The organism is Micromonospora solifontis (genome assembly GCF_003725545.1).
In the GTDB taxonomy this organism is placed as follows: Bacteria; Actinomycetota; Actinomycetes; order Mycobacteriales; family Micromonosporaceae; genus Micromonospora; species Micromonospora solifontis.
Window position 1 is genome coordinate 1 of record NZ_RJLN01000047.1, and the last position, 22,540, is coordinate 22,540.

Sequence of the window (22,540 nt, forward strand, 5' to 3'; positions counted from 1 at the left end):
CGCGGCCAGTTCGGGCGGGTCGAGCCAGTAGAGCCAGGGCGGTTCCCGGCCCGGTGCGGGATCGCCGGCCCGCCCGGCCGCGTCGAGTGCCCGGCGGGCGGCCCGGGACCGCCCGGCGAGCGCGGCGGCGAACGCCAGCCGGTGTAGCAGCAGCGCCCGCAGCCCGGGCGAGGCGACGTCCCGGCAGCCCGCGTACCCGGCGCCAGCGAGCGCCAGTGCCCCCGCCGGGTCGCCCACGCCCGCCAGCAGGTGGCTCGCCGAACCGAGCACGTGCCCGGCGAACGCCGGATCGGCGTCGGCCGCCGCCGCGCGCAGCGCCAACCGGTAGGCGTCCAGGGCGGCCGTCACCTCCCCGGCGTCGGCGGCGAGCCAGCCGGCGAGCTGGGCGGACCCGGCCAGCTCCGGCAGCAGCCGGCGGCGGGCGGCCGGCCCGGCGGTCCGGTAGCCCCGGACCGCCCGGTGCAGCCGGCGGGCGCCGTGCCCGGCCAGGTCCGCCCCGCCCAGCAGGTCGTCCCAGCGGCGCAGCTCGGCGAGGTCGTCACCGGCCGGCCCGTCCGGTCCGGCGCCGGTCGGGGCCGGTCCGCGGTCCGGGGCCGCTCCGCCGGGCACCGGCGGGGCGGGTGCGGCGAGTGGGGCGCCGAGCGGCGCGCGGGACGGGTCGGCCGCCCAGCGGTGGGCCAGGGCGAGCAGGGCGGCCCGCGAACGGGCGCCGGCCCGGTCGACCGCCGCCGGCACCGCAGCCAGCCGGCGGCTGTGCGCCGCCGCGTCGGCGAGCAGCGCACCCGGCACCCCGAGGACCACCGCGAGCCAGCCCAGCCAGAAGTCGCCGGGGAGCCGGCGCTGGTGCTCCCACCGGGAGACCTCGTGCCGGGTCAGCGTCGGCACGCCGGAGGCGGCACAGAGCGCCCCGGCGAGCCGCTGCTGGCTCCAGCCGAGCGCGGACCGCAGCTCGGCCAGGAGCGGCCCGAGCGGGCGCGGCTCGGGCGACGGGAACGGGCTCATCGGTCCTCCGGAGGGCCTCGGCGCGGGTGGCGACGCGGATCCGGCGGCGCGCCGCCGGTCGTGCTGACCCCCGCGCGGGCCCCCGGACACCGGCCGCCGGCCGGTCCCACCGCGCTGACCCGTTTCTACCTCTGGGGTACGACGCTCCGCCGGGCCGTGCTCGCGGGCTGGGAAGACCCTGGGTACGGCGGGGCCCGGCGACTACAGTCGGGGCGTGGCGCTCGGTCTTCCCTCCGTCCTCCCCAATCCGCAGCCGGCGATCGGGGAGCTGATCCGCGACGGCCAGCCGACGTTCTCCTTCGAGTTCTTCCCGCCGAAGACCCCGCAGGGGGAGCGGCTGCTCTGGCAGGCCATCCGCGAGTTGGAGTCGTTGCGCCCCTCGTTCGTCTCGATCACCTACGGCGCCGGTGGCTCGACCCGGGACACCACGGTCGCGGTGACCGAGCGGATCGCCACCGAGACCACCCTGCTGCCGATGGCGCACCTGACCGCCGTCAACCACTCGGTCGCCGAGCTGCGGCACGTCATCGGCCGGCTGGCCTCGGTCGGTGTCCGCAACGTGCTGGCCGTGCGCGGCGACCCGCCGGGCAACCCGGGCGGCGAGTGGGTCCGGCACCCGGAGGGCGTGCGCTACGCCGAGGAGCTGGTCCGCCTGATCCGCGACGCCGGCGACTTCAGCGTCGGGGTGGCCGCCTTCCCGTACAAGCACCCGCGCTCCCCGGACGTGACCAGCGACACGGCGCACTTCGTCCGCAAGTGCCGCGCGGGCGCCGAGTTCGCGATCACCCAGATGTTCTTCGACGCCGACGACTACCTGCGGCTGCGGGACCGGGTGGCGGCCGCCGGCTGTGACACCCCGATCCTGGCCGGGGTGATGCCGGTGACCCAGATCGGCACCATCGAGCGGTCCGTGCAGCTCTCCGGCGCGCCGTTCCCGCCGGCGCTGGCCGAACGGTTCGAGCGGGTGGCCGACGACCCGGAGGCGGTCCGGCGGCTCGGCATCGAGCAGGCCAGCGAAATGTGCGCCAAGCTGCTCGACGAGGGCGTGCCGGGGATCCACTTCATCACCCTCAACCGGTCCACCGCCACCCGCGAGGTCTGGCAGCAGTTGCGGGCCGGCGCGCGGGTGTGACGACCCGGCCCGCGACACCCGCTCCGCCCTTCTACGGTTGATCCGTGGTGGGCACACAGCTGAACTGGGACCAGTACGCGACCGCGTGGGCGCGGCTGCATGGCGGCTTCGACCCGCGGGTGGCGGCCCCGGTGGTCCGTGCGTGGCTGCGCTTCGCCTACCACGTGGGCTTCGTCCTGGGTCGGCTCCGGATCGGCCCGACCGCGGTGACCGTCGTCGGGGTGCTGCTCTGCTTCTGCGTACCGCCGCTGGTCGGGCGGGCCGGCGACGGGCCGTTCCTCGGCGCGCTGTTCGTGCTGCTCGCCGCCGTGGCGGACAGCGTCGACGGCGCGGTCGCGGTGGCCACCAACCGCACCACCCGGCTCGGCTACGTCTACGACTCGGTCGCCGACCGGCTCGGCGAGGTCGCCTGGCTGATCGCCTTCTGGCTGCTGGGCGCGCCGGGCGCGCTGGTGGCCGCGGCCGGTGGCCTGTCCTGGCTGCACGAGTACGTCCGGGCCCGCGCGGTCTCGGCCGGGATGCGGGAGATCGGCGCGGTCACCGTGGGGGAGCGGCCGACCCGGGTGTGCGTGGCCCTGGTCGGGCTGCTGGTCGCCGGGCTGACCGGGCTGGTCGACGCCGACCTGATCGCCGGCACGATCACCATGGCGACCACGGTGTGGGTGCTGCTGGCCGGGTTCGGCCTCGGGCAGCTCCTCACCGCCGTCCGCCGCGCCCTGATGGGCGCCGACTGACCGGGCGGGCCGGCCGGCCCGCCGCAGGCGTTAACAAGGGGCCCCTGCTCTACCGCAAGCGTTAACGAGGGGCCCCGCCTTTCACCAGGCGGGGCCGATCTCGTCGGCGACGATCTGCGCCGAGAGGGTGACCATGGGAAGGCCGCCGCCGGGGTGGGTGGAGCCGCCGACCAGCCACAACCCGGCTGCCGGGCCCCGGTTGGCCGGGCGGAGCAGGCCGCCCGCCGTGCCGTAGATGGCCCCGCCGGGCGCGCCGGTGGCGGCGCCCAGGTCGGCCGGGGTGCGGATCTCCCGGAACACCAGCCGGTCCCGGACGTCGACGCCCCGCTCGGCGAGCACGTCCAGGATCCGGTCGGCGTACGCCTCGGCGAGCCCCGGCCGGCGCCAGTCGACCGCGCCCGGGGCGGTGCCGTGCCGGGCGGCGTTGACCAGCACGAACCACGCCTCGTGCCCGTCCGGGCGGACCGTCGGGTCGTTAGCAACGGTGACGAAGACGGTCGGGTCGAGGGCCGGGCGGGCCCGTACGCCCCGGCCCGGGTCGCCGAAGACCGCGTCGAACTCGGCGTCGTAGTCGCGAGGGAAGAACACGGTGTGATGGGCCAGCCCGGAGTCCCCGCGTACGCCGAGCAGCAGCACGAAGCCGGCCAGGCTGCGGTCGGTGAGCCCGGCCAGCCGGCGGGGGCTGGGCAGCAGGTCCCGGTAGAGGGTGAGCGCGTCCACGTTGGCCACCACCACGTCGGCCGGGACCGGCGCGGCCACCCCGGCGAGGCGTACCCCGTGCACCCGGCCGCCGGCGGCGTCGATCCGGCTGACCGTGGTGCCGGTCTGCACCACCACGCCCAGGTCCAGGCAGCGGGAGAGCAGCGCGTCGGCGAGGCTGCCCAGCCCGCCGCGCAGGTACCAGCCGCCGAACGCCAGCTCCGCGTAGGGGACGGCGACCAGCGCGGCCGGGGCGCGGCGCGGATCGGCGCCGGTGTACGTGGCGTACCGGTCGAGCAGCATCCGCAGCCGCGGGTCGGACAGATGGCGGCGGCCGAGGCCGCGCAGGGTGCGGCCGGGGCCGATGGCGGCGAGGTCGCCGAGCCGCCAGGCCAGCGCGGCCAGGTCGCGCGGGGAGTCGATGGCCCGGCCGAGGATGTCCCGGTGCGAGGCCGTCCACACCCGGGTGGCCCGCCGCCAGAGCCGCTGCCAGTCCGCGGCGGCCCGATCGCCGAGGGCGGCGCCGATCCGGGCGGTGAACTCGGCCGGGTCGGCGCAGGAGTCCAGGGTGGGACCGCCGCCGGGGAAGACGTGCCGGACGATCGGGTCCAGCGGCACCAGGTCCAGGTATTCGTCGAGCTTCGCCCCGGTCGCCTCGAACAGGTCGTGGAAGACCTGCGGCAGGGTGACCAGGCTGGGACCGGTGTCGAACCGGTACGTCCCCGCCGGGGTGTCGTGGGCGTACCGGCCGAGCTTGCCGCCGACCGTGTCGGCCTGCTCGAACACGGTGACCTCGTGCCCGTTGACCGCCAGCCGGGCGGCGGTGGCCAGCCCGCCCACGCCGGCGCCGATGATCACGATCCGCGCCATGACGTGCCCCTCCTAGCTGACCGCGCGACCCCGCCAGGTGAGCCGGCGTCGCTTCCGCAGATGGTACGACCGCAGGGTCAACCAACCGAGGACCGTGATGGATACGGGGTGTGCCAGCGCGTCGGGCCAGGCGCGTCCACCGGTCGCCCGCGCGGTGACCACCCGGCCGGCGGCGCCCAGCAGCCAGGCGACGAACGCCGCGCCGGCAACCGCCGGCGTGCCGGCCGCCAGCGCACCCACCGCGACCAGCGGGGGAGCCGTGTAGAGCAGGAGCAGCAGGGTCACCACCACGGCGGCGGCCACCGGGTGGCCGAACGAGGCCCAGAGCGACTTGGCGTAGCCGTCGCGCAGCTGCGGCCAGTTCTCGTACATCCGGCAGCTGGCCAGCCGGGAGCCGTCGGCCAGGGCGATCCGACCGCCGGACCGCTTGACCGCCCGGGCCAGCTCGATGTCCTCCAGGACCTTGTCGGCCACCGCCGCGTGCCCGCCGGCCCGCAGGTAGCCGGCCCGGTCCACGACCAGGAACTGGCCGCCCGCCGCCGCGAGGGACGGCCGCGGTGAGCGTTCCATCGCGCGCAGCGGCAGGAAGGTCAGCCACAGCCACTGCAGCAGCGGCTGCACCAGCCGGTCGGCCGCCGTCCGCACCACGATCCGGGGGTACGGCGACAGCAGCGCCGCGCTCGCCGCGCGCAGCTCGGTCACCGCCGCCGCGACGGCGTACGGGGTGAGCACCACGTCGGCGTCGACGAAGGCGAGCACGGTCGGCGCCGGGTCGGTCCGGTTGGCCAGCTGCCAGCAGGCGTGCGGCTTGCCCAGCCAGCCGGGCGGCGGGGCGACGCCGGTGAGCAGGGTGAGCCGCGGGTCGTCGCCGGCCACCGCGCGGACCACGTCGGCGGTGCCGTCGGTCGAGCCGTCGTCGAGCACCACGATCCGCAGGTCGGGTACGCCCCGCTGGGCGAGCAGCGCGCGCAGGCAGGGCGCCACCCGGGCGGCCTCGTCGCGTAGCGGCAGCAGCACCGCCACCGCCTCGGTCACCTCGGTCGGGCCGGCGCCGGGGCGGCGCAGCCAGCGGGTGGCGTTCACGACGGTGTGCGCGGTGAGCGCGGCGACCGCCACCACCAGGGCGAGCACGGCGGTCATGCCGGCGCCTCCGGGCCACCGGCGAGTCCGTGCGGCGGCACCGCGCCGGGCCGCCCGCTCATGCCGGCGCGTCGACGCCGGTGCGGGTCGCCGGCTCCGCCGTCCGGGGCGGGGCGCCGACGCGTCGGGCGCGCAGCAGCGCCACGGCCAGCGGCACGGCGGCCACCGCCATGCCGGCCGCGCCCCAGAGCGCCGAGGCGGGCAGCCGGAGGAAGACCGCGTGCGCCAGCACGCTGGAGGCGTACGTCCACAGGTAGAGCGCGAGCATCGGCGCGTCCCGCCCGTCGCCGCGGTCCACGGCCGGCCCGGCGAGCGGGCGCAGCGCGGCCATCAGCAGCACCGCGAAGAGCAGCCAGCCGAGGTAGTTGCTGGCCGGGACGCCGGGCAGGCCGGGCAGCGCCGGGGTGGCGTCCCGCCAGACCCAGTAGCCCTCGGCCACCATCTGCGGGTCGAGGAAGAGGTCCCACGCGGCCAGCCCGAGCGCCGCGAGACCGATCCGGCCGAGGCGGCGCGCCCAGCCCGGCGCCGGCCGGTCGCGGGTGATCCGGACCGCGGTGAGCCAGGCCGGCCAGGCCATCCAGGTCCAGGCCAGGGGGATGATCAGCGGCACGCCGGCCAGCTTCGGGCCCAGCTCGCCGGAGTAGTCGTAGCTGCCGAACGGGACGCCGGTGGCCACCCCGAGCGCCTCGACCGCGAAGCCGCCGCCGGTGGCCACCGCGACCAGCGCGAGCGCGGCACGCGGACCCCGGCTGAGCAGGGCGTGCCCCACGGCGAGCAGGTAGCCGAGCCCGACCGTGGCCAGGGTCAGCCCGGCCCGGGTGGCGCCGGTGGTGAGCGGGTAGCCGATCTGGGCGAGGACCAGGACGGCCAGCAGCACCCAGGGCAGCCGGCGCCGGATCACGGGGCGGCCGGGCCGGGGGTCGGCGGGGGCAGCGGCAGGTCCCGACCGAGCACGCCGAACGGCCGTTCGTCGCCGGGGAAGTGGAAGTGGCGCAGGACGTCGACGAAGCCGAACCGGCGGTACAGCCGCCAGGCGCGGGACTTCTGCTCCTCGGCCTCGGGGGTGGAGAGCAGGGTGGTGCTGCCTTCCGCCATGGTGAGCAGGGCGCGCAGCTGGCCGGCGCCGAGGCCGTGCCCCTGCGCGGGCGGCCGGACGTGCAGCTCCACCACCTCGAAGCAGTGGGTCAGCCAGCGCCGCCGGGCCTCGGCGTCGAGGGCCCGGTGCACCTGGTCGTGCCACCACTGGCCGGCGGCGCCGAGGTAGCCGTACCCGAAGCCGACCAGGTGTCCCTCGCTGGTGAGGCTGGCGACGGCGCGGAAGCCGGGCCGGCGGACATGGGTGGCGATGTAGCCGCGCCGCGCCTCCAGCAGGTCGGTGCGGTAGCCCATCGCCTCGCCGTAGACGGCCACCACGTCGTCCAGCCGCCGGACCAGATCGTCCGGGGTCCAGCGCACCAACCTCATCCGTGTCCTCTCGCCGTGTCCGGGTCACCCTCGACCGCCCAGCCCAGCACCGTCGGGTCGCCGACCACGTCCCGCACCGCGAACCGGGCGAACAGCTCCTCCGCGTACCACCCCTCGGTCGGGGTCCGCGTGATCGCGGCGCGGTGCTCCGGGTGACGGTACGCGAACGCGACCAGGTCCGCCGGGTCCCGCCACACACTCACCGTGCCCTGCCAGCCCAGCGGGGCCTCGCCGACGCCGAACCGGGCGAGCAGCCCGGGGGCGGTGTGCAGGGCGGCGGCGACCGGCGGGACGGCCCGCCAGAAGGTGGCCGCCCGGCGGGTCCGCAGCCGGGCCCGGGTCAGCGCCAGCACCGGCCCGTCGACCCGGCCGCCGGACGGCTCGCCGAACGGCCGCCGCCCGGACCACTCGCCCCGGCTGGTCAGCGGGCGCAGCTCCACCCGGGCGGTGGCGCGCGCGATCCGGGCCCAGGAGCGCCCGACCGGCGAGGCGTCGAAGCCGGCCGCGGCGGCGGGGGAGTCCCAGACCACCAGGGCGGCCCAGCGGGTCGGGTCGGCGTCGCCCGGGCCGAAGCCGGTGCCGGTCCCGGTGCCGAGCAGCTTGGCGAACCGGACGCCGGGCAGGCGGCGCAGCCGCCACGGGTGGGCCGCCATCCGTCGCAGCGCCCCGGGCACCGCCGTCCGGCGGATCCGCCACACGTGCAGCGTCACCAGGTCAGGAACCTCGCTGCTGGGCCTGACGGGTCGCTCGCTCACGCCACCTCGGCCGGTGCGCCGGAGGTGATCCGCAGCAGCTCCGTGTACGTGGTGGGGAAGACCGCCTGCGGCACGCCGCCGGCCGCCCACACCTCGTCGTACCCGGCCAGGGCGGTGTCCACCAGGGTGCGCAACGGTCCGGGGTGTCCGACCGGGGCGACCCCGCCGATCACCTGCCCGGTGTGCCGCTTGACGAACTCCGGCGTGGCCCGGCGCAGCCGGGTGACGCCGAGGCTCGCGGCCAGCCCGGCGGTGTCCACCCGGTGCGCCCCGGAGGTGAGCACCAGCAGCGGCGCGTCGTCGGCGTCGAAGATGAGCGAGTTGGCGATGGCGCCGACCCCGACGCCGAGCGCCTCGGCCGCCGCGGCGGCGGTGTGCACCGCCTCCGGCAGCAGGCGGACCCGGCTCGCCCCGCCGGAGCCGTCCCGCGCGCCCGCGTCGTCGAGCGCCTGTTGCACCGCCTGCACGTTCGGGTGTGACTGCATGCCGCTCATTCTTCCCGCCGCGTTCCCTCAGGTGTCCCCGCCCCACCCCGTGTCCCGCCGCGCGCTCAAGATCCGCACTGATTCCTGGAAACAGTGGCAATTCCAGCGGCGATGGCACTACTTCCGGGAAGGAGGCGGGTGATCTCCGGGCGGGGCGGCAGTGGCTCGGGTGCTGATGAGGGCCTGGATGCCGTCGAGGATGCGGGCCAGGCCGAAGTCGAGGGCCTGGTCACCGGGGGCCTCGGTGGGGATCGAACGCAGCGCGGCGTCCAGGGCGGGGAAGCGCTCTTCCCGGCCGCTTACCAGTACCGCGAAGGCGGCCTCCCGGCCCTGCGCGGGCGCGGTGCCGGCGGCCGTGTGCTGGGCCAGGTTGCGGGCGTGGCCGACCAGGAGCACGGCGACGTCCAGCCGCTCATCGCCGGTGAGTCCGGTGTCGCTGAGCGCGGCGACCACCCGTTCCACCCAGGCCAGCTCGTTCGGGCCGGGCACCCGGGGGGCGACGGTGGCGGCCTGCGCCCACGGGTGGCGGCGGAACCGGTCGAAGATCTGCCGGGTCCAGTCGTCGAGCTGGCCCCGCCAGTCGGCGCCCTCGGGGGGTGGGGGTGGCGCGCCGATCGCCGTCTCCAGCATCAGGGCGACCAACTCGGCCTTGCCGGGCACGTACCGGTAGAGGGCCATCTTGGTGACGGCCAGCGACTCGGCGACCCGCTGCATGGTCAACCCCTCGAGCCCGTCGGCGTCGGCGATGGCGATGCCGGCCCGGGCGATGGCGTCGAGGGTCAGGGTGGGGCGGGGGCCGCGCCGGGGGCCGCTGGGCGTGCCCCACAGCAGCTCGTAGAGCCGTTTCTTGTCGACGCCACCGGTCTCCACGCGCACCCCTCTTGTCCGCGGACCAAAACTGTGTCTACAGTACTCTGTATCCGACGGAAACAGTTTAGGTTACGGGGGAGACATGTCCTTTTCGCTGCGCGATTTCCGGGTGCTCGTCTCCGGGGCCGGGGTGGCGGGCCCGGCGGTGGCCTGCTGGCTGGCCCGGCACGGGGCCGACGTCACCGTCGTCGAGGCCGCCCCGGCCCTGCGGACCAGCGGCTTCGCGGTCGACTTCCGGGGGCCGACCCACCTCGGCGTGCTCGCCGCCATGGGCGTGCTCGACGATCTGCGCGCGGTGCAGACCCACGCCGGGGCGATGAGCCGGGTCGACGAGCACAGCCGGGAGATCTTCCGGCTGCCCGCCGAGTTCGCCGGCGGTGAACTGGAGGTCCGCCGCCGGGACCTGTCCCGGATCCTCTACGAGCACGGCGCCGACCGGGTGGAGTACCGGTTCGGCGACCGGATCGCGGCGCTCACCGAGACCGCCGACGGGGTGCGGGTCGCGTTCGCCCGGGGCGACGAGCGCACCGTCGACCTGGTGGTCGGCGCGGACGGCCTGCACTCCGGGGTGCGCCGGCTGGCCTTCGGCCCCGAGTCGGCGTACGTGACCCACCTCGGCTACCACCTGGCCGGCTGGGACCTGCCCAACGACCTGGGGGCGGACGCCGTGCCCCGGCAGTACAACGTGCCCGGCCGGATGGCCAGCGTCTCCGCCGACCCGCGCGAGCCGGACCGGGCCACCGCCTTCGTGGTCTTCACCGGCCCTCCGCAGGACCACGACCGGCTCGACGTCGAGCGGCAGAAGGAGCTGATCACCACCGCCTTCGCCGGGCTGGGCTGGCACGTGCCGCGGCTGCTGGCCGGCCTGCGGGACGCGCCGGAGCTCTACTTCGACGCGATCGCCAAGGTGCGGGTGCCCCGCTGGCACACCGGCCGCAGCGTGCTGCTCGGCGACGCGGCCTGGGGCGTCACGCTGGGCGGGATGGGGGCCGGCACCGGGCTCGTCGGGGCGTACGTGCTCGCCGGCGAGCTGGCCCTGGCCGGCGGCGACCACCGGGTCGCGCTGCCCGCGTACGAGCGGCGGATGCGCGGGTACGCGGGCCGCTGGCAGCGCGGCGCCAGCCCCGGGCAGTTCCTCGCCCCGGCCAGCGGCTGGGGGCTGTGGCTGCGCGACCGGCTGCTGGCCGCCCGCCCGGTCCAGTCGATGCTGATCCGCAGCGTCGGCGCGGTGGCCACCGAGGCCGACCTGCCCGACTACGCGGCGCGGGTCTGACCCGCCGGCCGGGAGCCGGGCCAGTTCGGGGTGGCCCGGACCCGCCCGGCGACGTCCACCAGCAGGGCCGCGTACCCGTCCAGGGTGGCCAGCCAGTCCAGCGCGTCCGCGCCGCGGGCGACGGCCGCGGTCGCGTACACGTCGGCCCAGAGCAGCTCGGGACCGACCACGGTGACCGACCGGACGGCCTCGGCCGGCCGGCCGGTGCGCGGGTCGGTGATGTGCGTGCCGCGCCGCGCGGTGCCCGAGGTGGCGACGGCGCCGTGCGCCCGCTCGACGACGTCGAGCATCCGCTCGGGCCGGTCCGGGTCCTCGACCCCGACCCGCCAGGCCGGCCGGCCCGGCGCGGTCCGCAGCAGCACATCTCCGCCCGCGTTGAGGCAGAGGTCGTGCCCGGGCAGGTCGGCCAGGTGCCGCGCGGCCCGCTCCACCGCCCACCCCTTGACCAGGCCGGACGGGTCGAAGCCGGTGCCGCCGCCGGGCAGCGGCAGGCGCCGCGCGTCGAACCACCCGCCGGTCCGCACCCGGGCCGCCTCGCACAGCTCCACCACCTCGCGCACCACCGGGTCGGCGGTGGTGGCCGGGTCGGGCAGCGCGCCGCCGAGCCGGCCCAGCACGCTGTCCGGCCGGTACGTGCTGAACACCGCGTCCATCCCGCGCAGCTCGGCGAAGACCCGCTCCACCCGCTCCGCCACCGCGTCGGTGCGCACCTCGGGCCCGCGCAGGTGCACGCTGACCGGCAGCCCCATCACCTGCACCACCCAGGCCCGGCGGTCGAGTTCCATCATCCCGTCCTCACCTCAGGTGGGCCGCGTCGATCGCGGACTGCAGCGATTCCCGGTAGCCGTCGCTGGTCACGGTGGCACCGGAGACGGTGTCGATCCGGGCGCTCTGCGCGACCAGGGCCTCCTGCCGCAGGATCGGCACCGCGTAGTCGTTGATCTCCTGGTCCCGGCGGTTGCCGTCGGGCACCTGCACGGTGCTGACGTCGGTGATCTTCCCGTTGACGACGGTGATCTTCACCTGCACCGGCCCCCACCGGGTCCGCGCCACCGACCCGGTGGCCGTGCCGCTGCCGCTCGACGGGCCACCGCTGCCGTTGTCGCCCGACGTGCCGCCGCTCGACGGGCCCGACCCGGTGGTGCCGGTGCCGCTGCCGTCCGTGCCGCTGTCGTCCGTCCCGCTCCAGGAGCTGCCGGCCGAGCCGTCCGAGCCGGAGGCGATCGCGCTGGTCTCCCCGCCCGCGCCCATGGTGCTGGTCTTGTAGCTGAACAGCAGCACCAGGGCGGCCACCGTGGAGAGCAACCAGATGGTGATCCGTCGCACGGATCCTCCCTTCGCGCCTGTCACCAGGCGAAACGTTCGTGGTGGACGTGCGCGTCGGGGACCCCGGCCGCGCGGGTCGCGGCACGGGCGGCGTCGACCCAGCCGTCCGGCCCGCAGAGGAAGACGTCGTGGGCGGCGATGCCGGGGGAGAGCCGATGCAGGGCCTCCGCGTCGGGCATCCCCTCGGCGTACGCCGGCAGCCAGCCCGGCCGCGCCGCCCGGGGGCCGACCAGGTAGTGCACGACCAGTCCGCGGTCCGCGGCGAGCCGGTCCAGCTCCGCCCGGAAGGCCAGGTCCGCTCCGGTACGCGCGCGGTAGAGCAGCACCGCCTCACCGGGGGCGTACGGCAGTTCCCAGAGCAGCGCCAGCAGCGGGGTGATCCCGACCCCGCAGGCCAGCATGGTGATCCCGCCGCCCCGCCAGTGCTGGCCGGTCAACCGCCCGTACGGCCCCTCGACCAGCACCCTGGTGCCGGGGCGCAGGGTGGCCACCCGGGAGCTGTCGTCGCCGAGGTCCTTGACGGTGATCCGCATCAGGTCCCCGTTCGGCGGCGCGGACAGCGAGTACGGGTGCGCCCGGGACCAGCCGGGGCCGTCCAGGAACCGCCAGAGCAGGAACTGCCCGGCCCGGACCGGCAGCCGGTGCAGGTGCCGCCCGCGCAGCCAGACCGAGGTCACCCCGGGCGCCTCGGCGACCACCGCGGCCACCTCGATCCGGTGTCGCGCCGACCGCCAGGCGGGCAGCCCCAGTCGCCAGACCAGCACGCTGGCCAGCGCCAGCAGGTAGCCGGTCCACCAGTAGGCGCGGGCCACCGGCGAGGCGAGGAAGTCGGCGCCGGTCCAGAGCTGGTGCGGCAGCGCCAGCGCGATGCCCAGGTACGCGTACAGGTGCAGCAGGTGCCAGGACTCGTAGCGCAGCCGGCGGCGCGCGGCGCGGAGCGAGGTCAGCACCACCAGCACCAGCAGGGCCAGCGCCGCGGTGGCCAGCAGCATCCCCGGGTACGTGACGACCAGGTCCCAGGTCTCGGCCAGCACGCCCTGCCGGGCGGTGCCGGCGTACCCGAGGACGGTCAGCGCCACGTGGCCGAGGAGGAGGTTGAACGAGGTGAAACCGGCGAGCCGGTGCCAGCGGGCGATCCGGTCCTGGCCGAAGCTCCGCTCGATCAGCGGCACCCGGGCCATCAGCACCACCTGGATGAGCATCAGGTCGGCGCTGACCAGGCCGGCGAGCCGACCGAGCGAGGTGAGCCCGGTGGCCGCGCCGCCCAGCAGTTCCTGCACGCCGCGGTCGGCGGTCCAGAGGGCGGTGACGACCAGCAGGCTGAGCAGCGCGAGGCTGCCGGCGACGTCGGCCCACCAGGTGGGGACCGCCGGCAGGGCACGGCGCCCGGTCCGCCGGTCGGCCACGGCGGCGGTCACCGGCGGCTCTTCTCGGTACGGCTGACGTTCATGACGTCCACCCTGGGCCGGGGAACTCGGTCTTCCCTTTGCCGATGCTGTGCCCCGGCTGAGAATCCGAACCTTCTTCCGGCGTGTCCCGGCGGCGCGCCGCCGGGCCGGCCGGGGGCGGGACGGCCGACCGGTGCGTAGACAATGTCTACGCACCCTGGTAGACAGGTTGCCGTGGATCACTCGGATGCCGGGCTCCGGGCCCGCCTGGTCGCCGCGGGTGTCGACCTGGTGGCGCGGGACGGGGCCGAAGCCCTCTCCCTGCGGGAGATCGCCCGCCGGGCCGGGGTCTCGCACGGCGCGCCGCGGCGGCACTTCCCCACCCATCGCGCGCTGCTGGCCGCCATCGCCCTGGAGGGCTACCGGGACCTCGGTCGCCAGGTGGCCGAGCTGATCGGCGACGGCCGCCACGACCCGTACGCCCTGCTGCTCGCGCTGGGCCGGCGGTACCTGGACTTCGCGCGCGACAACCGGGGCATGTTCGAGCTGATGTTCCGGCACGACCTGCTCCGGGGGAACCAGCTGGGCCTGCGGGAGGCCAGCGTGCCGCTGTTCGAGATCCTCGTCGATCTGGTCGCCCGCGCCCGGCCCGCCACGTCCGGCGCGCCGCCCGCCGTCGTGGTCGCCGGGGCGCTCTGGGCGAGCCTGCACGGCCTGGCGCAGCTCCGGCTGTGGGGCAGCCTGCAACTGGTGACCGGCGTCGACGAGGTGGAGCCGTTGTTGCGTGCCGCGCTGGAGGCCCACCTCGGGCCCGGGCGGCCCTGAGGGGGAGCACATGCAGATCGCCATCCTGCTCTACGACCGATTCACCGCGCTCGACGCGGTAGGCCCCTATGACGTGCTGTCCCACCTGCCCGGCGCGGAGACGATTTTCGTCGCGGAACGGGCGGGGCCGGTCGTCAACGAGGTGGGCAGCCTGCACCTGACCGCCACCGCCACCCTCGCCGACGCACCCCGACCGGACGTCGTCGTCGTGCCCGGCGGCCCCGGTTGGCACGCCCGGATGGCCGACGGGCCGGTGCGGCGCTGGCTGCGTACGGCCGACCGGCACAGCACCTGGACCACCTCGGTGTGCAGCGGATCCCTGCTGCTCGCCGGTGCCGGCCTGCTCACCGGGCGGCGTGCCACCAGCCACTGGCTGGCGGTCGACCAGCTCGGCCCGCTCGGCGCCGTACCGGTGGCCGAGCGCGTGGTGATCGACGGTAAGTACGTCACGGCGGCCGGCGTCTCGGCCGGTCTGGACATGGCGTTCACCCTCGCCGGGCGGATCGCCGGCGACGCCGTGGCGCAGGCCATCCAGCTCGCGCACGAGTACGCGCCCAGTCCGCCCTACCAGGCTGGTTCGCCTGACCAGGCGCCCGCCGAGATCGTCGCCGGGCTGCGGGCCCGGCGCGATGCCATCCTCTACTGACATCGGGGGCGCCGTGCTGTTGCAAGCCATCGTGCGGAGGGTGGCCGCTCCGCTCGCCCGGCTGGTCTACCAGCCGGTCATCGAAGGCAGTGGGAACGTGCCGCCACAGGGGCCGGTGATCCTGGCCGCCAACCACCTCTCCGTCCTCGACAGCTTCGTGATCCCGCTGGTGGCGCCCCGGCCGGTGGCCTTTCTCGCCAAGGCCGAGTATTTCCGGCGCCCCGGGTTCGCGGGCTGGCTGACCCGGACCTGCCTCACCGGCATCGACGCCGTTCCGGTGCCGCGGGGTGGCCACCGGGCCGCCCGGGAGTCCCTGGAGGTCGCCCTCGGCATCCTCGCCGCCGGGCAGGCGTTCGGCATCCATCCGGAGGGCAGCCGCTCCCGGGACGGGCGGCTCTACCGCGGGCGTACCGGGGTGGCCTGGCTGGCGCTCGCCTCCGGCGCGCCGGTCGTCCCCGTCGCGCTCCTCGGCACCGACCGGATCCAGCCCGTCGGCGCGCGACTGCCCCGGCTCGGCCGGATCACCGTACGCTTCGGCACCCCGATGCGGTTCGCGCCGCCGCCGGGCAGCGCCGGCCAGGCCCGGCGCGCGGTCACGGACGAGATCATGGCGGCGATCCGGGAGCTGTCCGGTCAGGAGTTGGCCGAAGGCTACAACGAGCTCTCCGCCGCGGCCCTGTGACGGGTGGCCCCCGATCAGTCGAGAGGGCTCCCGGTTCTCCGGCGCGTCACACGTTGCGTTTTCGTCGGAGGGGAGGTGTACTGTCGGGGTAGTTAGAACGAGTGTTCGATTCAGTCGTACGCTCGTTCCAACGCCCGGGAGAGGTGTTTCGCGGCGCCGGCTCCCGGGAGGTGCGGTTCCGCGGACCGCACCGGGCACCGGACAGTCGCGAGTCCGGGCCCGTCAGGCAGGATCGTCGCCCGCCGCCCACGACCCCCGGGCGGCGGGCGACGAACCCGCCGGTACGCCGGCCGGGTGTGGTGTGGGGAAGCGTCCACACCCGGCCGGCCCCCACCCGGTGCGTCTTCCTCCGCACCACCCGCTCCGGGCGTCCCACCGGCGGATCCGATCCGTCGTGCGGCCCGCCCGCCCCGGCCCACGCGGAGGAGATGACCATGCCGACCAGTCCGGCCCAGGCGCCCACGGTGCCCGCGCACGTGCTGCCGCACCGCACCCCCGCCCAACTGCTCGTGGTGGCCCGCCACGGGCTGGCCGAGGCCGCCCGCACCCGTCCCGACGGCCTCCGGTACGCCGCCGCCCACCTCGCCGCGCTGCGCGCCGCCGCCGCCCTGCTCGCCGCCCGCGCCCGCCCCGCGCCCACCCGGCGCAACCGGATCACCAGCGTCTGGGTGCTGCTCTCCGGCATCGCCCCCGAGCTCGACGAGTGGGCGAGCTACTTCGCCGCCGGGGCGAGCAAGCGCGCCGCCGCCGAGGCCGGCATCCCCCGGGTGGTCACCGCCCGGGAGGCCGACGACCTGCTCCGCGCCGCCGAGCAGTTCGTGGCCGTGGTCGAGACCGCGCTCGGCCTGGCCCACCAGCCGGTGCTCGACGGCCTGCCCGGGTCCCTCCGGCTCGGCGTGTCCGACGCCGCGCCGCGACCCGGAGCCGCCGCCGCCTGAGTCGCGGCGTCCGGCCACCACCGGCGGGACCCAGCGGTGGCCGGGCGCCGTCCGGCGCGTCACGCACTTCCGATGACAGCACCACCCACGGGCGGTACCCGTGGCGAACACGACGGGGGGTAGGTCCGATGGCGGGCCGCATGGTGGTCGGTTCCGCCGCACTGGCCGAGCTGGTACGCCCGGCGAGCGCGCCGGACCCGGCGGGCGGGCACTGGGTGCTGCCCGTCCGGCGCGAGTTGACCGGGTTGCTGCCCCACCGCGGGCTGCGGCGTGGCAGCACCGTCGCGGTCGGCGTCGGACAGCCCCGGCGCAGTGGCGGGACCTCACTGATCCTCGCCCTGCTCGCCGAGGCGTCCCGGGCCGGCTCGTGGTGCGCCGTGGTCGGGGTCCCCACCTTCGGGGCGGGCGCGGCGGCCGAGGCCGGGATAGCCCTGGACCGGCTCGCCCTGGTGCCGCATCCCGGCCCTGAGTGGCCCACCGTCGTCGCCGCGCTCATCGACGGGGTGGACGTGGTGGTCACCGCCGTGCCGGCCACGGTCTCCGCCTCCGTCGCCAACCGGCTGGCCGCCCGGGCCCGGCAACGCGGCAGCGTGCTCGTCCCGTACGGCCGGTGGGACGGCGCGGACGTCACGCTCCAGGTGGTCCGCGGGGTCTGGGAGGGGCTCGGGGCGGGCCGGGGCCGGCTGCGCCGCCGGGAGGTGACCGTCTCGGCGCGCGGGCGGGGTGCCGCCGCCCGCCCCAAGGAGATCAAGGTCTGGCTGCCCGGCGACGAGCTGACCCGGGTCATCCCCCGGGCGGCCGGGACCGGTGTCGCCGCGCCCGCCGCTCCGCCCCGGCGGTTCCGGGTGGTGGCGCCCGCGGCCGGCCCGGCTCCCCGCTCCCTCACCGTGGTCGGGCCGGCATGACCGGCTCGCCGGTGCGGACCCTGCTGCTCTGGTGCCCGGACTGGCCGGTCCTCGCCGCCGAGATCGTCGACGGGGTGCCGGCCACCGATCCGGTGGTGGTGCTGCACGCCAACCGGGTGGTCGCCTGCTCCGAGCGGGCCCGCGCCGAGGGCGTCCGCCGCGGGCTGCGCCGCCGGGAGGCGCAGGGGCGCTGCCCGCAGCTCACCGTCGTCGACCACGATCCCGGCCGGGACGCCCGGGCGTTCGAGCCGGTGGTGGCCGCCGTCGAGGAGGTGGCCGCCGGGGTGGAGGTGCTCCGGCCCGGGTCCTGCGCACTGGCCGCCCGGGGGCCGAGCCGTTACCTCGGCGGCGAGGAGGCGGCGGCCGAGCGGATCGTCGAGCACGTCGCCCAGGCCTGCGCGGTGGAGAGCCAGGTCGGCATCGCCGACGGGGTCTTCGCCGCCGGGCTGGCCGCCCGGGACGGGCGGATCGTGCCGCCCGGCGGGAGTCCCGACTTCCTGGCCGGGTTGCCCGTCGAGGCGCTCGGCCGGCCCGCCCTGACCGACCTGCTGCGCCGGTTGGGGGTACGCACCCTCGGCGACTTCGCCGCCCTCCCCGCCGGTGACGTGCTGGCCCGGTTCGGGTTCGACGGGGCGCTGGCCCACCGCCTGGCCGCGGGCCGGGACCACCGGCCGCTCGCGGTCCGGCAGCCGCCGGCCGACCTGACCGTCACCGCCGACTACGACGAGCCACTCGACCGGGTCGACGCGGCGGCGTTCGCGGCCCGGATGCTGGCCGAGCAGCTGCACGAGCGGCTCGCCGGGCACGGGCTGGCCTGCACCCGGCTCGGCATCGAGGCGGTCACCGCGCACGGCCAGGAACTGCACCGGGTCTGGCGGCACGACGGCCTGCTCACCGCCGCGGCCATCGCCGACCGGGTCCGCTGGCAGCTGGACGGCTGGCTCTCGGGCAGCAACGGCCGGGGTGGTGCGCGCCCGACCCGCCCCACCGCCGGGATCATCCGGCTGCGGCTGGTGCCGGACGGGATGCTCGCCCAGGCCGGCCTGCAACCCGGGCTGTGGGGCGAGACCGGCGAGGAGCGGGAGCGGGCGCACCGCGCGTTGAGCCGGGTGCAGGGCATCCTCGGCCCCGAGGCGGTGGTGACCGCTGTGCTCGGCGGCGGGCGTTCCCCGGCCGACCAGGTACGCCTGGTCCCGTGGGGCGACGAACGCCGGCCCACCCGCCCCGGCCCGCCGCCCCTGCCGGCCGGCCCGACCTCGACGGGTGAGTCTGCCCTGCCGGACGGCTCGGGGCCGACTGGACCCGGCGGCCGGCCCTCGATCCACTCAGGACGGGCGCGAACCGTGCCATCCCCGGCCCCGGAAGACCCGACTCGCCGCACCGCGAGTGGATCACCGGCGGCGCGGTCCGGTGGGGCGGCGCGGTCCGGCGGGGCGGCGGTCCCGCCGTGGCCGGGGCGGCTGCCGCCGCCCGCGCCGGCCGTGGTGCTGCCCACCCCGCTCCTCGCCACCGTGCACGACGCCGCCGGGGAGCCGGTCGTGGTCAGCGCCCGGCTGGCGGTGAGCGCCGCGCCCGCGCGGCTGGTCGTCGGCGCTGGCCGGCCGGCCGAGATCGTCGGCTGGGCCGGTCCGTGGCCGGTGGACGAGCGCTGGTGGGCGCCGGCCGAGGCGCGCCGTCGGGCCCGGTTCCAGGTCTGCCTGGCCGACGGCGCCGCCCTGCTGCTCGCGGTCGAGGGCGGCCAGTGGCTGGTGGAGGCGATCTATGACTGAGTGGCGTGCTCCGGCCGAGCGGCGCGTCGGCGCGCTGCGCCGGCGTCCACCTGTCACCGCCTACGAACTTGATGACGCGAACGGATCGCCCCACCGGATCACGACCGCCGTCACGACCACCACCACCGGCACCGTCACCGTCACCGCCGGCACGGCGATTCATCCGCGTCATCAAGTTTGCAGGCGACTCCAGGTCATCCGCCGCCCGGTCCCCGCGCCGGGCACGGACCGGCGCGGGGTGGGGCGGTGAGTTTCCACAACCCGAAGCTGCCCTGGTCGAAGCTGGAGCAGGTGCTCTCGGGGCGGGTGAAGGGTGAGCGGCACCTGCACGTGGTGGACCCCCTCGCGGTCGACGCCGACGGCGGGGACTCCCCGGCGTGGAGCCGCAAGCGCCAGGAATACCGCCCGCCGGAGCTGGACCGTCCGGACGGCAGCGTCCCCTACGCGGAGCTGCACGCGCACTCCAACTTCAGCTTCCTCGACGGCGCCAGCCACCCCGAGGAACTGGCCGAGGAGGCCGCCCGGCTCGGGCTCACCGCGCTCGCCGTCACCGACCACGACGGCTTCTACGGGGTGGTGCGCTTCGCCGAGGCGGCCCGCGCGCTGCACCTGCCGACCGTCTTCGGCGCGGAACTGTCCCTCGGGCTGCCCGGCCCGCAGAACGGCGAGCCCGACCCGCTCGGCCGGCACCTGCTGGTGCTCGCCCACGGTCACGAGGGGTACGCCCGCCTCGCCGCCACCATCTCCCGGGCCCAGCTGCGCGGCGGCGAGAAGGGCCGCCCGGTCTACGGGGAGCTGGAGGAGGTCGCCGCCGAGCTGCGCGACCACGTGCTGGTCCTCACCGGCTGCCGCAAGGGGCACGTGCCCGCCGCCCTGCTCACCGAGGGGGTCGACGCGGCCGCCCGGGAGCTGGACCGGCTCACCGCGCTCTTCGGCGCCGAGACGGTGGCGGTGGAGCTGACCGACCACGGGCACCCGGTCGACGCCGATCGCAACGACGCGCTGGCCGAGCTGGCCGCCGCGGCCGGGCTGCCCACGGTGGCCACCAACAACGTGCACTACGCCTCCCCGGGGCGGCGCCGGCTGGCCACCACCCTGGCCGCGGTCCGGGCCCGGCGCAGCCTGGACGAGATCGACGGCTGGCTGCCCGCCGCCGCCACCGCCCACCTGCGCAGCGGCGCGGAGATGGCGGCGCGGTTCGCCGCGTACCCGGGGGCGGTGGCCCGGGCCGCCGAGTTCGGCGCGGAACTCGCCTTCGACCTGCAACTGGTCGCGCCGCGGCTGCCGGCGTACCCGGTGCCGCCCGGGCACACCGAGATGAGCTGGCTGCGCCACCTCACCCTGGCCGGCGCCCACGAGCGGTACGGGCCGCCCGAGGCGCACCCCGAGGCGTACGCGCAGCTGGAGCACGAGCTGCGGATGATCGACGAGCTGGGCTTCCCCGGCTACTTCCTGGTGGTCTACGACATCGTCACGTTCTGCCGGGAGCAGGACATCTACTGCCAGGGCCGGGGCTCGGCGGCCAACTCGGCGGTCTGCTACGCGCTGCGGATCACCAACGTGGACGCGGTCCGGCACCGGCTGCTCTTCGAGCGCTTCCTCGCCCCGGAGCGCGACGGCCCGCCCGACATCGACGTGGACATCGAGTCCGACCGCCGGGAGGAGGTGATCCAGCACGTCTACGCCCGCTACGGCCGGGAGCACACCGCCCAGGTCGCCAACGTCATCTCGTACCGGCCGCGGTCGGCGGTGCGGGACGTGGCCAAGGCGTTCGGCTTCTCGCCCGGGCAGCAGGACGCCTGGAGCAAGCAGATCGACCGGTGGGGCTCGGTCGCCGCGGTCGACGTCGAGGACATCCCGGAGGAGGTCGTCGCGTACGCGAACGAACTGCAGACCTTCCCCCGGCACCTGGGCATCCACTCCGGCGGCATGGTGATCTGCGACCGGCCGGTGATCGAGGTCTGCCCGGTGGAGTGGGGGCGGATGCCGGGCCGCAGCGTGCTGCAGTGGGACAAGGACGACTGCGCCGCCGTCGGCCTGGTCAAGTTCGACCTGCTCGGCCTCGGCATGCTGTCGGCCCTGCACTACGGCTACGACATGATCGGGATGAGCCTCGACCTGGGCGACATGACCCTGGACGATCCCGAGGTCTACGACATGCTCTGCCGGGCCGACTCGGTCGGGGTGTTCCAGGTGGAGAGCCGGGCCCAGATGGCCACCCTGCCCCGGCTCAAGCCCCGGGAGTTCTACGACCTGGTGGTGGAGGTGGCGCTGATCCGTCCCGGCCCGATCCAGGGCGGCTCGGTGCACCCGTACATCCGGCGCAAGAACGGCCAGGAGCCGGTGACCTTCGCCCACCCGCTGATGCGTAACGCGCTGGAGAAGACCCTCGGCGTGCCGCTGTTCCAGGAGCAGCTCATGCAGCTCGCCATCGACCTGGCCGGGTTCGACGCGGCCGGGGCCGACCAGCTGCGCCGGGCGATGGGGGCGAAGCGCTCGGTGGAGCGGATGGCGCAGATCGCCGACCGGCTGTACGCCGGCATGGCCGAGCGGGGCATCACGGGGGAGCTGGCCGACGACGTCTACCGCAAGCTGACCGCCTTCGCCAGCTACGGCTTCCCGGAGAGCCACGCGATGAGCTTCGCCTACCTGGTGTACGCCAGCTCCTGGCTGAAGCGCTACCACCCCGGCCCGTTCCTGGCCGCCCTGCTGAACGCCCAGCCGATGGGCTTCTACTCGCCGCAGACCCTGGTCGACGACGCCCGCCGGCACGGCGTCGAGGTGCGCCGCCCGGACATCAACGCCAGCGGCGCCAAGGCGGTGCTGGAGTCCACCCCGGAGACCCGGTGGGGCAGCCAGCCCGGCGAGCCGCCGCACGCCTGGGGGCTGGGCGGCCCGGCGGTCCGGCTCGGGCTGGGCAGCGTACGTACCCTCGGCGACGACGTGGCCGAGCGGATCGAGGCGGAGCGCACGGCCCACGGGCCGTACCGGGACATGCCGGACCTGGCCCGCCGGGTCGGCCTGACCGCCGCGCAGCTGGAGGCGCTGGCCACCGCGGACGCCTTCGCCTGCTTCGGGCTGACCCGGCGGCAGGCCCTCTGGGCCGCCGGCGCGGCGGCCCAGGACCGGCCGGGCCGGCTGCCCGGCACGGTGACCGGCACGGCCCCGCCGACCCTGCCCGGGATGGAGGCGGTGGACCGCCTGGTCGCCGACGTCTGGGCCACCGGCCTGTCCCCGGAGAGCCACCCGGCCCGGTTCATCCGCGACCGGCTGGACGCCCTGGGCGCGGTGCCGATCGCCCGGCTCGGTCGGGTGGAGCCCGGGCAGCGGATCCGGGTCGGCGGGATCGTCACCCACCGGCAGCGGCCGGCGACCGCGGGCGGGGTCACCTTCCTCAACCTCGAGGACGAGACCGGGATGCTCAACGTCACCTGCTCGCCGGGGCTGTGGCAGCGCCACCGGCGGGTGGCCCGGACCAGCGCGGCCCTGGTGGTGCGGGGCCGGTTGCAGCGGCACGAGGGGGTCACCAACCTGGTCGCCGACCGGCTGGACGCGATCGACCCGCCGGTCACCCCGGCGTCCCGCGACTTCCGCTGACCGCCGCCACCCCGGCCCGGGGCCGACGAGCGGCGCCCGG

At 76.5% G+C, this 22,540-nt stretch carries 21 protein-coding genes and 2 pseudogenes; 12 read left to right on the forward strand and 11 right to left on the reverse strand.

What is annotated here, in order from left to right; all coding sequences use genetic code 11:
- Positions 1-1,002, reverse strand: a 1,002-nt coding sequence (locus EFE23_RS29445; protein WP_148058463.1) for a helix-turn-helix domain-containing protein, incomplete at its 3' end; no start/stop codon positions are given.
- Between the two features lie 214 nt (positions 1,003-1,216).
- Between EFE23_RS29445 and metF the strand changes: the two genes are divergently transcribed.
- Both metF and EFE23_RS17100 read left to right on the forward strand, forming a co-directional pair.
- On the forward strand, positions 1,217-2,134 hold the full coding sequence (gene metF / locus EFE23_RS17095; protein WP_123241934.1) for a methylenetetrahydrofolate reductase [NAD(P)H]: 918 nt from the start codon (positions 1,217-1,219) through the stop codon (positions 2,132-2,134).
- A gap of 44 nt (positions 2,135-2,178) precedes the next feature.
- Entirely contained in the window at positions 2,179-2,868 is a 690-nt protein-coding gene (locus tag EFE23_RS17100; protein WP_123241935.1) for a CDP-alcohol phosphatidyltransferase family protein, read from the forward strand.
- Between the two features lie 81 nt (positions 2,869-2,949).
- On the opposite strand, the gene EFE23_RS17105 is transcribed toward EFE23_RS17100, so the two are convergent.
- The 7 genes from EFE23_RS17105 to EFE23_RS17135 form a co-directional block, all read right to left on the reverse strand.
- The gene (locus EFE23_RS17105; protein WP_123241936.1) at positions 2,950-4,437 is read right to left on the reverse strand and encodes a phytoene desaturase family protein; all 1,488 of its coding nucleotides are present in this window, start codon (positions 4,435-4,437) and stop codon (positions 2,950-2,952) included.
- Positions 4,438-4,449: 12 nt separating this feature from the next.
- Positions 4,450-5,577 (reverse strand): glycosyltransferase family 2 protein, encoded by a 1,128-nt coding sequence (locus EFE23_RS17110; protein ID WP_123241937.1) that lies wholly within the window; start codon positions 5,575-5,577, stop codon positions 4,450-4,452.
- Positions 5,578-5,635: 58 nt separating this feature from the next.
- On the reverse strand, positions 5,636-6,475 hold the full coding sequence (locus EFE23_RS17115) for a carotenoid biosynthesis protein (RefSeq protein WP_373684022.1): 840 nt from the start codon (positions 6,473-6,475) through the stop codon (positions 5,636-5,638).
- Complete coding sequence (locus tag EFE23_RS17120; protein ID WP_123241939.1) at positions 6,475-7,041, reverse strand: GNAT family N-acetyltransferase; 567 nt, start codon at positions 7,039-7,041, stop codon at positions 6,475-6,477. The genes EFE23_RS17115 and EFE23_RS17120 overlap by 1 nt, the downstream gene beginning before the upstream one ends.
- Complete coding sequence (locus tag EFE23_RS17125) at positions 7,038-7,796, reverse strand: monooxygenase (RefSeq protein ID WP_123241940.1); 759 nt, start codon at positions 7,794-7,796, stop codon at positions 7,038-7,040. Before EFE23_RS17125 ends, EFE23_RS17120 begins: the two co-directional genes overlap by 4 nt.
- Positions 7,793-8,281: a YbaK/EbsC family protein gene (locus EFE23_RS17130; protein ID WP_123241941.1), complete on the reverse strand. Its 489-nt coding sequence runs from the start codon at positions 8,279-8,281 to the stop codon at positions 7,793-7,795. Before EFE23_RS17130 ends, EFE23_RS17125 begins: the two co-directional genes overlap by 4 nt.
- Positions 8,282-8,398: 117 nt before the next feature.
- Positions 8,399-9,151 (reverse strand): TetR/AcrR family transcriptional regulator C-terminal domain-containing protein, encoded by a 753-nt coding sequence (locus EFE23_RS17135; protein WP_123241963.1) that lies wholly within the window; start codon positions 9,149-9,151, stop codon positions 8,399-8,401.
- A gap of 82 nt (positions 9,152-9,233) precedes the next feature.
- On the opposite strand from EFE23_RS17135, the gene EFE23_RS17140 reads away from it, so the two are divergent.
- Complete coding sequence (locus EFE23_RS17140) at positions 9,234-10,424, forward strand: FAD-dependent monooxygenase (protein WP_123241942.1); 1,191 nt, start codon at positions 9,234-9,236, stop codon at positions 10,422-10,424.
- Here the strand turns inward: EFE23_RS17140 and EFE23_RS17145 are convergent.
- The 3 genes from EFE23_RS17145 to EFE23_RS17155 are packed head-to-tail and all read right to left on the reverse strand — an operon-like array spanning position 10,406 to position 13,168.
- On the reverse strand, positions 10,406-11,212 hold the full coding sequence (locus EFE23_RS17145; protein ID WP_123241943.1) for an FAD:protein FMN transferase: 807 nt from the start codon (positions 11,210-11,212) through the stop codon (positions 10,406-10,408). The two genes, EFE23_RS17140 and EFE23_RS17145, sit on opposite strands and share 19 nt — an antisense overlap.
- A gap of 7 nt (positions 11,213-11,219) precedes the next feature.
- On the reverse strand, positions 11,220-11,750 hold the full coding sequence (locus EFE23_RS17150) for an FMN-binding protein (protein WP_123241944.1): 531 nt from the start codon (positions 11,748-11,750) through the stop codon (positions 11,220-11,222).
- Between the two features lie 20 nt (positions 11,751-11,770).
- The gene (locus tag EFE23_RS17155; RefSeq protein WP_233601030.1) at positions 11,771-13,168 is read right to left on the reverse strand and encodes a ferredoxin reductase family protein; all 1,398 of its coding nucleotides are present in this window, start codon (positions 13,166-13,168) and stop codon (positions 11,771-11,773) included.
- A gap of 204 nt (positions 13,169-13,372) precedes the next feature.
- Between EFE23_RS17155 and EFE23_RS29450 the strand changes: the two genes are divergently transcribed.
- From EFE23_RS29450 to EFE23_RS17190, 9 genes and pseudogenes are all read left to right on the forward strand, one after another.
- Positions 13,373-13,963, forward strand: coding sequence for a TetR/AcrR family transcriptional regulator (locus EFE23_RS29450; RefSeq protein ID WP_305034573.1), 591 nt, complete (start codon positions 13,373-13,375; stop codon positions 13,961-13,963).
- 10 nt (positions 13,964-13,973) lie between these two features.
- The gene (locus EFE23_RS17165) at positions 13,974-14,609 is read left to right on the forward strand and encodes a DJ-1/PfpI family protein (protein WP_123241946.1); all 636 of its coding nucleotides are present in this window, start codon (positions 13,974-13,976) and stop codon (positions 14,607-14,609) included.
- A 40-nt stretch (positions 14,610-14,649) separates the two neighbouring features.
- Complete coding sequence (locus EFE23_RS17170) at positions 14,650-15,291, forward strand: lysophospholipid acyltransferase family protein (protein WP_233601031.1); 642 nt, start codon at positions 14,650-14,652, stop codon at positions 15,289-15,291.
- 434 nt (positions 15,292-15,725) lie between these two features.
- A complete protein-coding gene (locus tag EFE23_RS17175) occupies positions 15,726-16,229 on the forward strand; it encodes an SAV_6107 family HEPN domain-containing protein (RefSeq protein WP_123241965.1) in 504 nt (167 codons plus the stop codon).
- 128 nt (positions 16,230-16,357) lie between these two features.
- Positions 16,358-17,134: a DnaE2-dependent mutagenesis accessory factor ImuA' gene (gene imuA', locus EFE23_RS17180; protein WP_123241948.1), complete on the forward strand. Its 777-nt coding sequence runs from the start codon at positions 16,358-16,360 to the stop codon at positions 17,132-17,134.
- Positions 17,131-18,402: pseudogene (locus EFE23_RS17185) on the forward strand (DNA polymerase Y family protein); the annotation flags it as partial. The gene imuA' and the pseudogene EFE23_RS17185, both read left to right, overlap by 4 nt.
- A gap of 174 nt (positions 18,403-18,576) precedes the next feature.
- A pseudogene (locus tag EFE23_RS29780) lies at positions 18,577-18,903 on the forward strand (DNA polymerase Y family protein); the annotation flags it as partial.
- Positions 18,896-19,153 (forward strand): hypothetical protein, encoded by a 258-nt coding sequence (locus tag EFE23_RS28015; RefSeq protein ID WP_148058464.1) that lies wholly within the window; start codon positions 18,896-18,898, stop codon positions 19,151-19,153. The pseudogene EFE23_RS29780 and the gene EFE23_RS28015, both read left to right, overlap by 8 nt.
- Positions 19,150-22,500, forward strand: a complete 3,351-nt coding sequence (locus EFE23_RS17190; protein ID WP_123241950.1) for an error-prone DNA polymerase — start codon at positions 19,150-19,152, stop codon at positions 22,498-22,500. Before EFE23_RS28015 ends, EFE23_RS17190 begins: the two co-directional genes overlap by 4 nt.
- Positions 22,501-22,540 lie beyond the last annotated feature (40 nt).

Bases quoted from the DNA above. Each gene is read 5' to 3' on its own strand.
- EFE23_RS17105 (WP_123241936.1), bottom strand. From the start codon at position 4,437: ATGGCGCGGATCGTGATCATCGGCGCCGGCGTGGGCGGGCTGGCCACC.
- EFE23_RS17110 (WP_123241937.1), bottom strand. From the start codon at position 5,577: ATGACCGCCGTGCTCGCCCTGGTGGTGGCGGTCGCCGCGCTCACCGCG.
- EFE23_RS17120 (WP_123241939.1), bottom strand. From the start codon at position 7,041: ATGAGGTTGGTGCGCTGGACCCCGGACGATCTGGTCCGGCGGCTGGAC.
- EFE23_RS17130 (WP_123241941.1), bottom strand. From the start codon at position 8,281: ATGCAGTCACACCCGAACGTGCAGGCGGTGCAACAGGCGCTCGACGAC.
- EFE23_RS17140 (WP_123241942.1), top strand. From the start codon at position 9,234: ATGTCCTTTTCGCTGCGCGATTTCCGGGTGCTCGTCTCCGGGGCCGGG.
- EFE23_RS17145 (WP_123241943.1), bottom strand. From the start codon at position 11,212: ATGATGGAACTCGACCGCCGGGCCTGGGTGGTGCAGGTGATGGGGCTG.
- EFE23_RS17165 (WP_123241946.1), top strand. From the start codon at position 13,974: ATGCAGATCGCCATCCTGCTCTACGACCGATTCACCGCGCTCGACGCG.
- EFE23_RS17175 (WP_123241965.1), top strand. From the start codon at position 15,726: ATGCCGACCAGTCCGGCCCAGGCGCCCACGGTGCCCGCGCACGTGCTG.
- imuA' (WP_123241948.1), top strand. From the start codon at position 16,358: ATGGCGGGCCGCATGGTGGTCGGTTCCGCCGCACTGGCCGAGCTGGTA.
- EFE23_RS28015 (WP_148058464.1), top strand. From the start codon at position 18,896: ATGACTGAGTGGCGTGCTCCGGCCGAGCGGCGCGTCGGCGCGCTGCGC.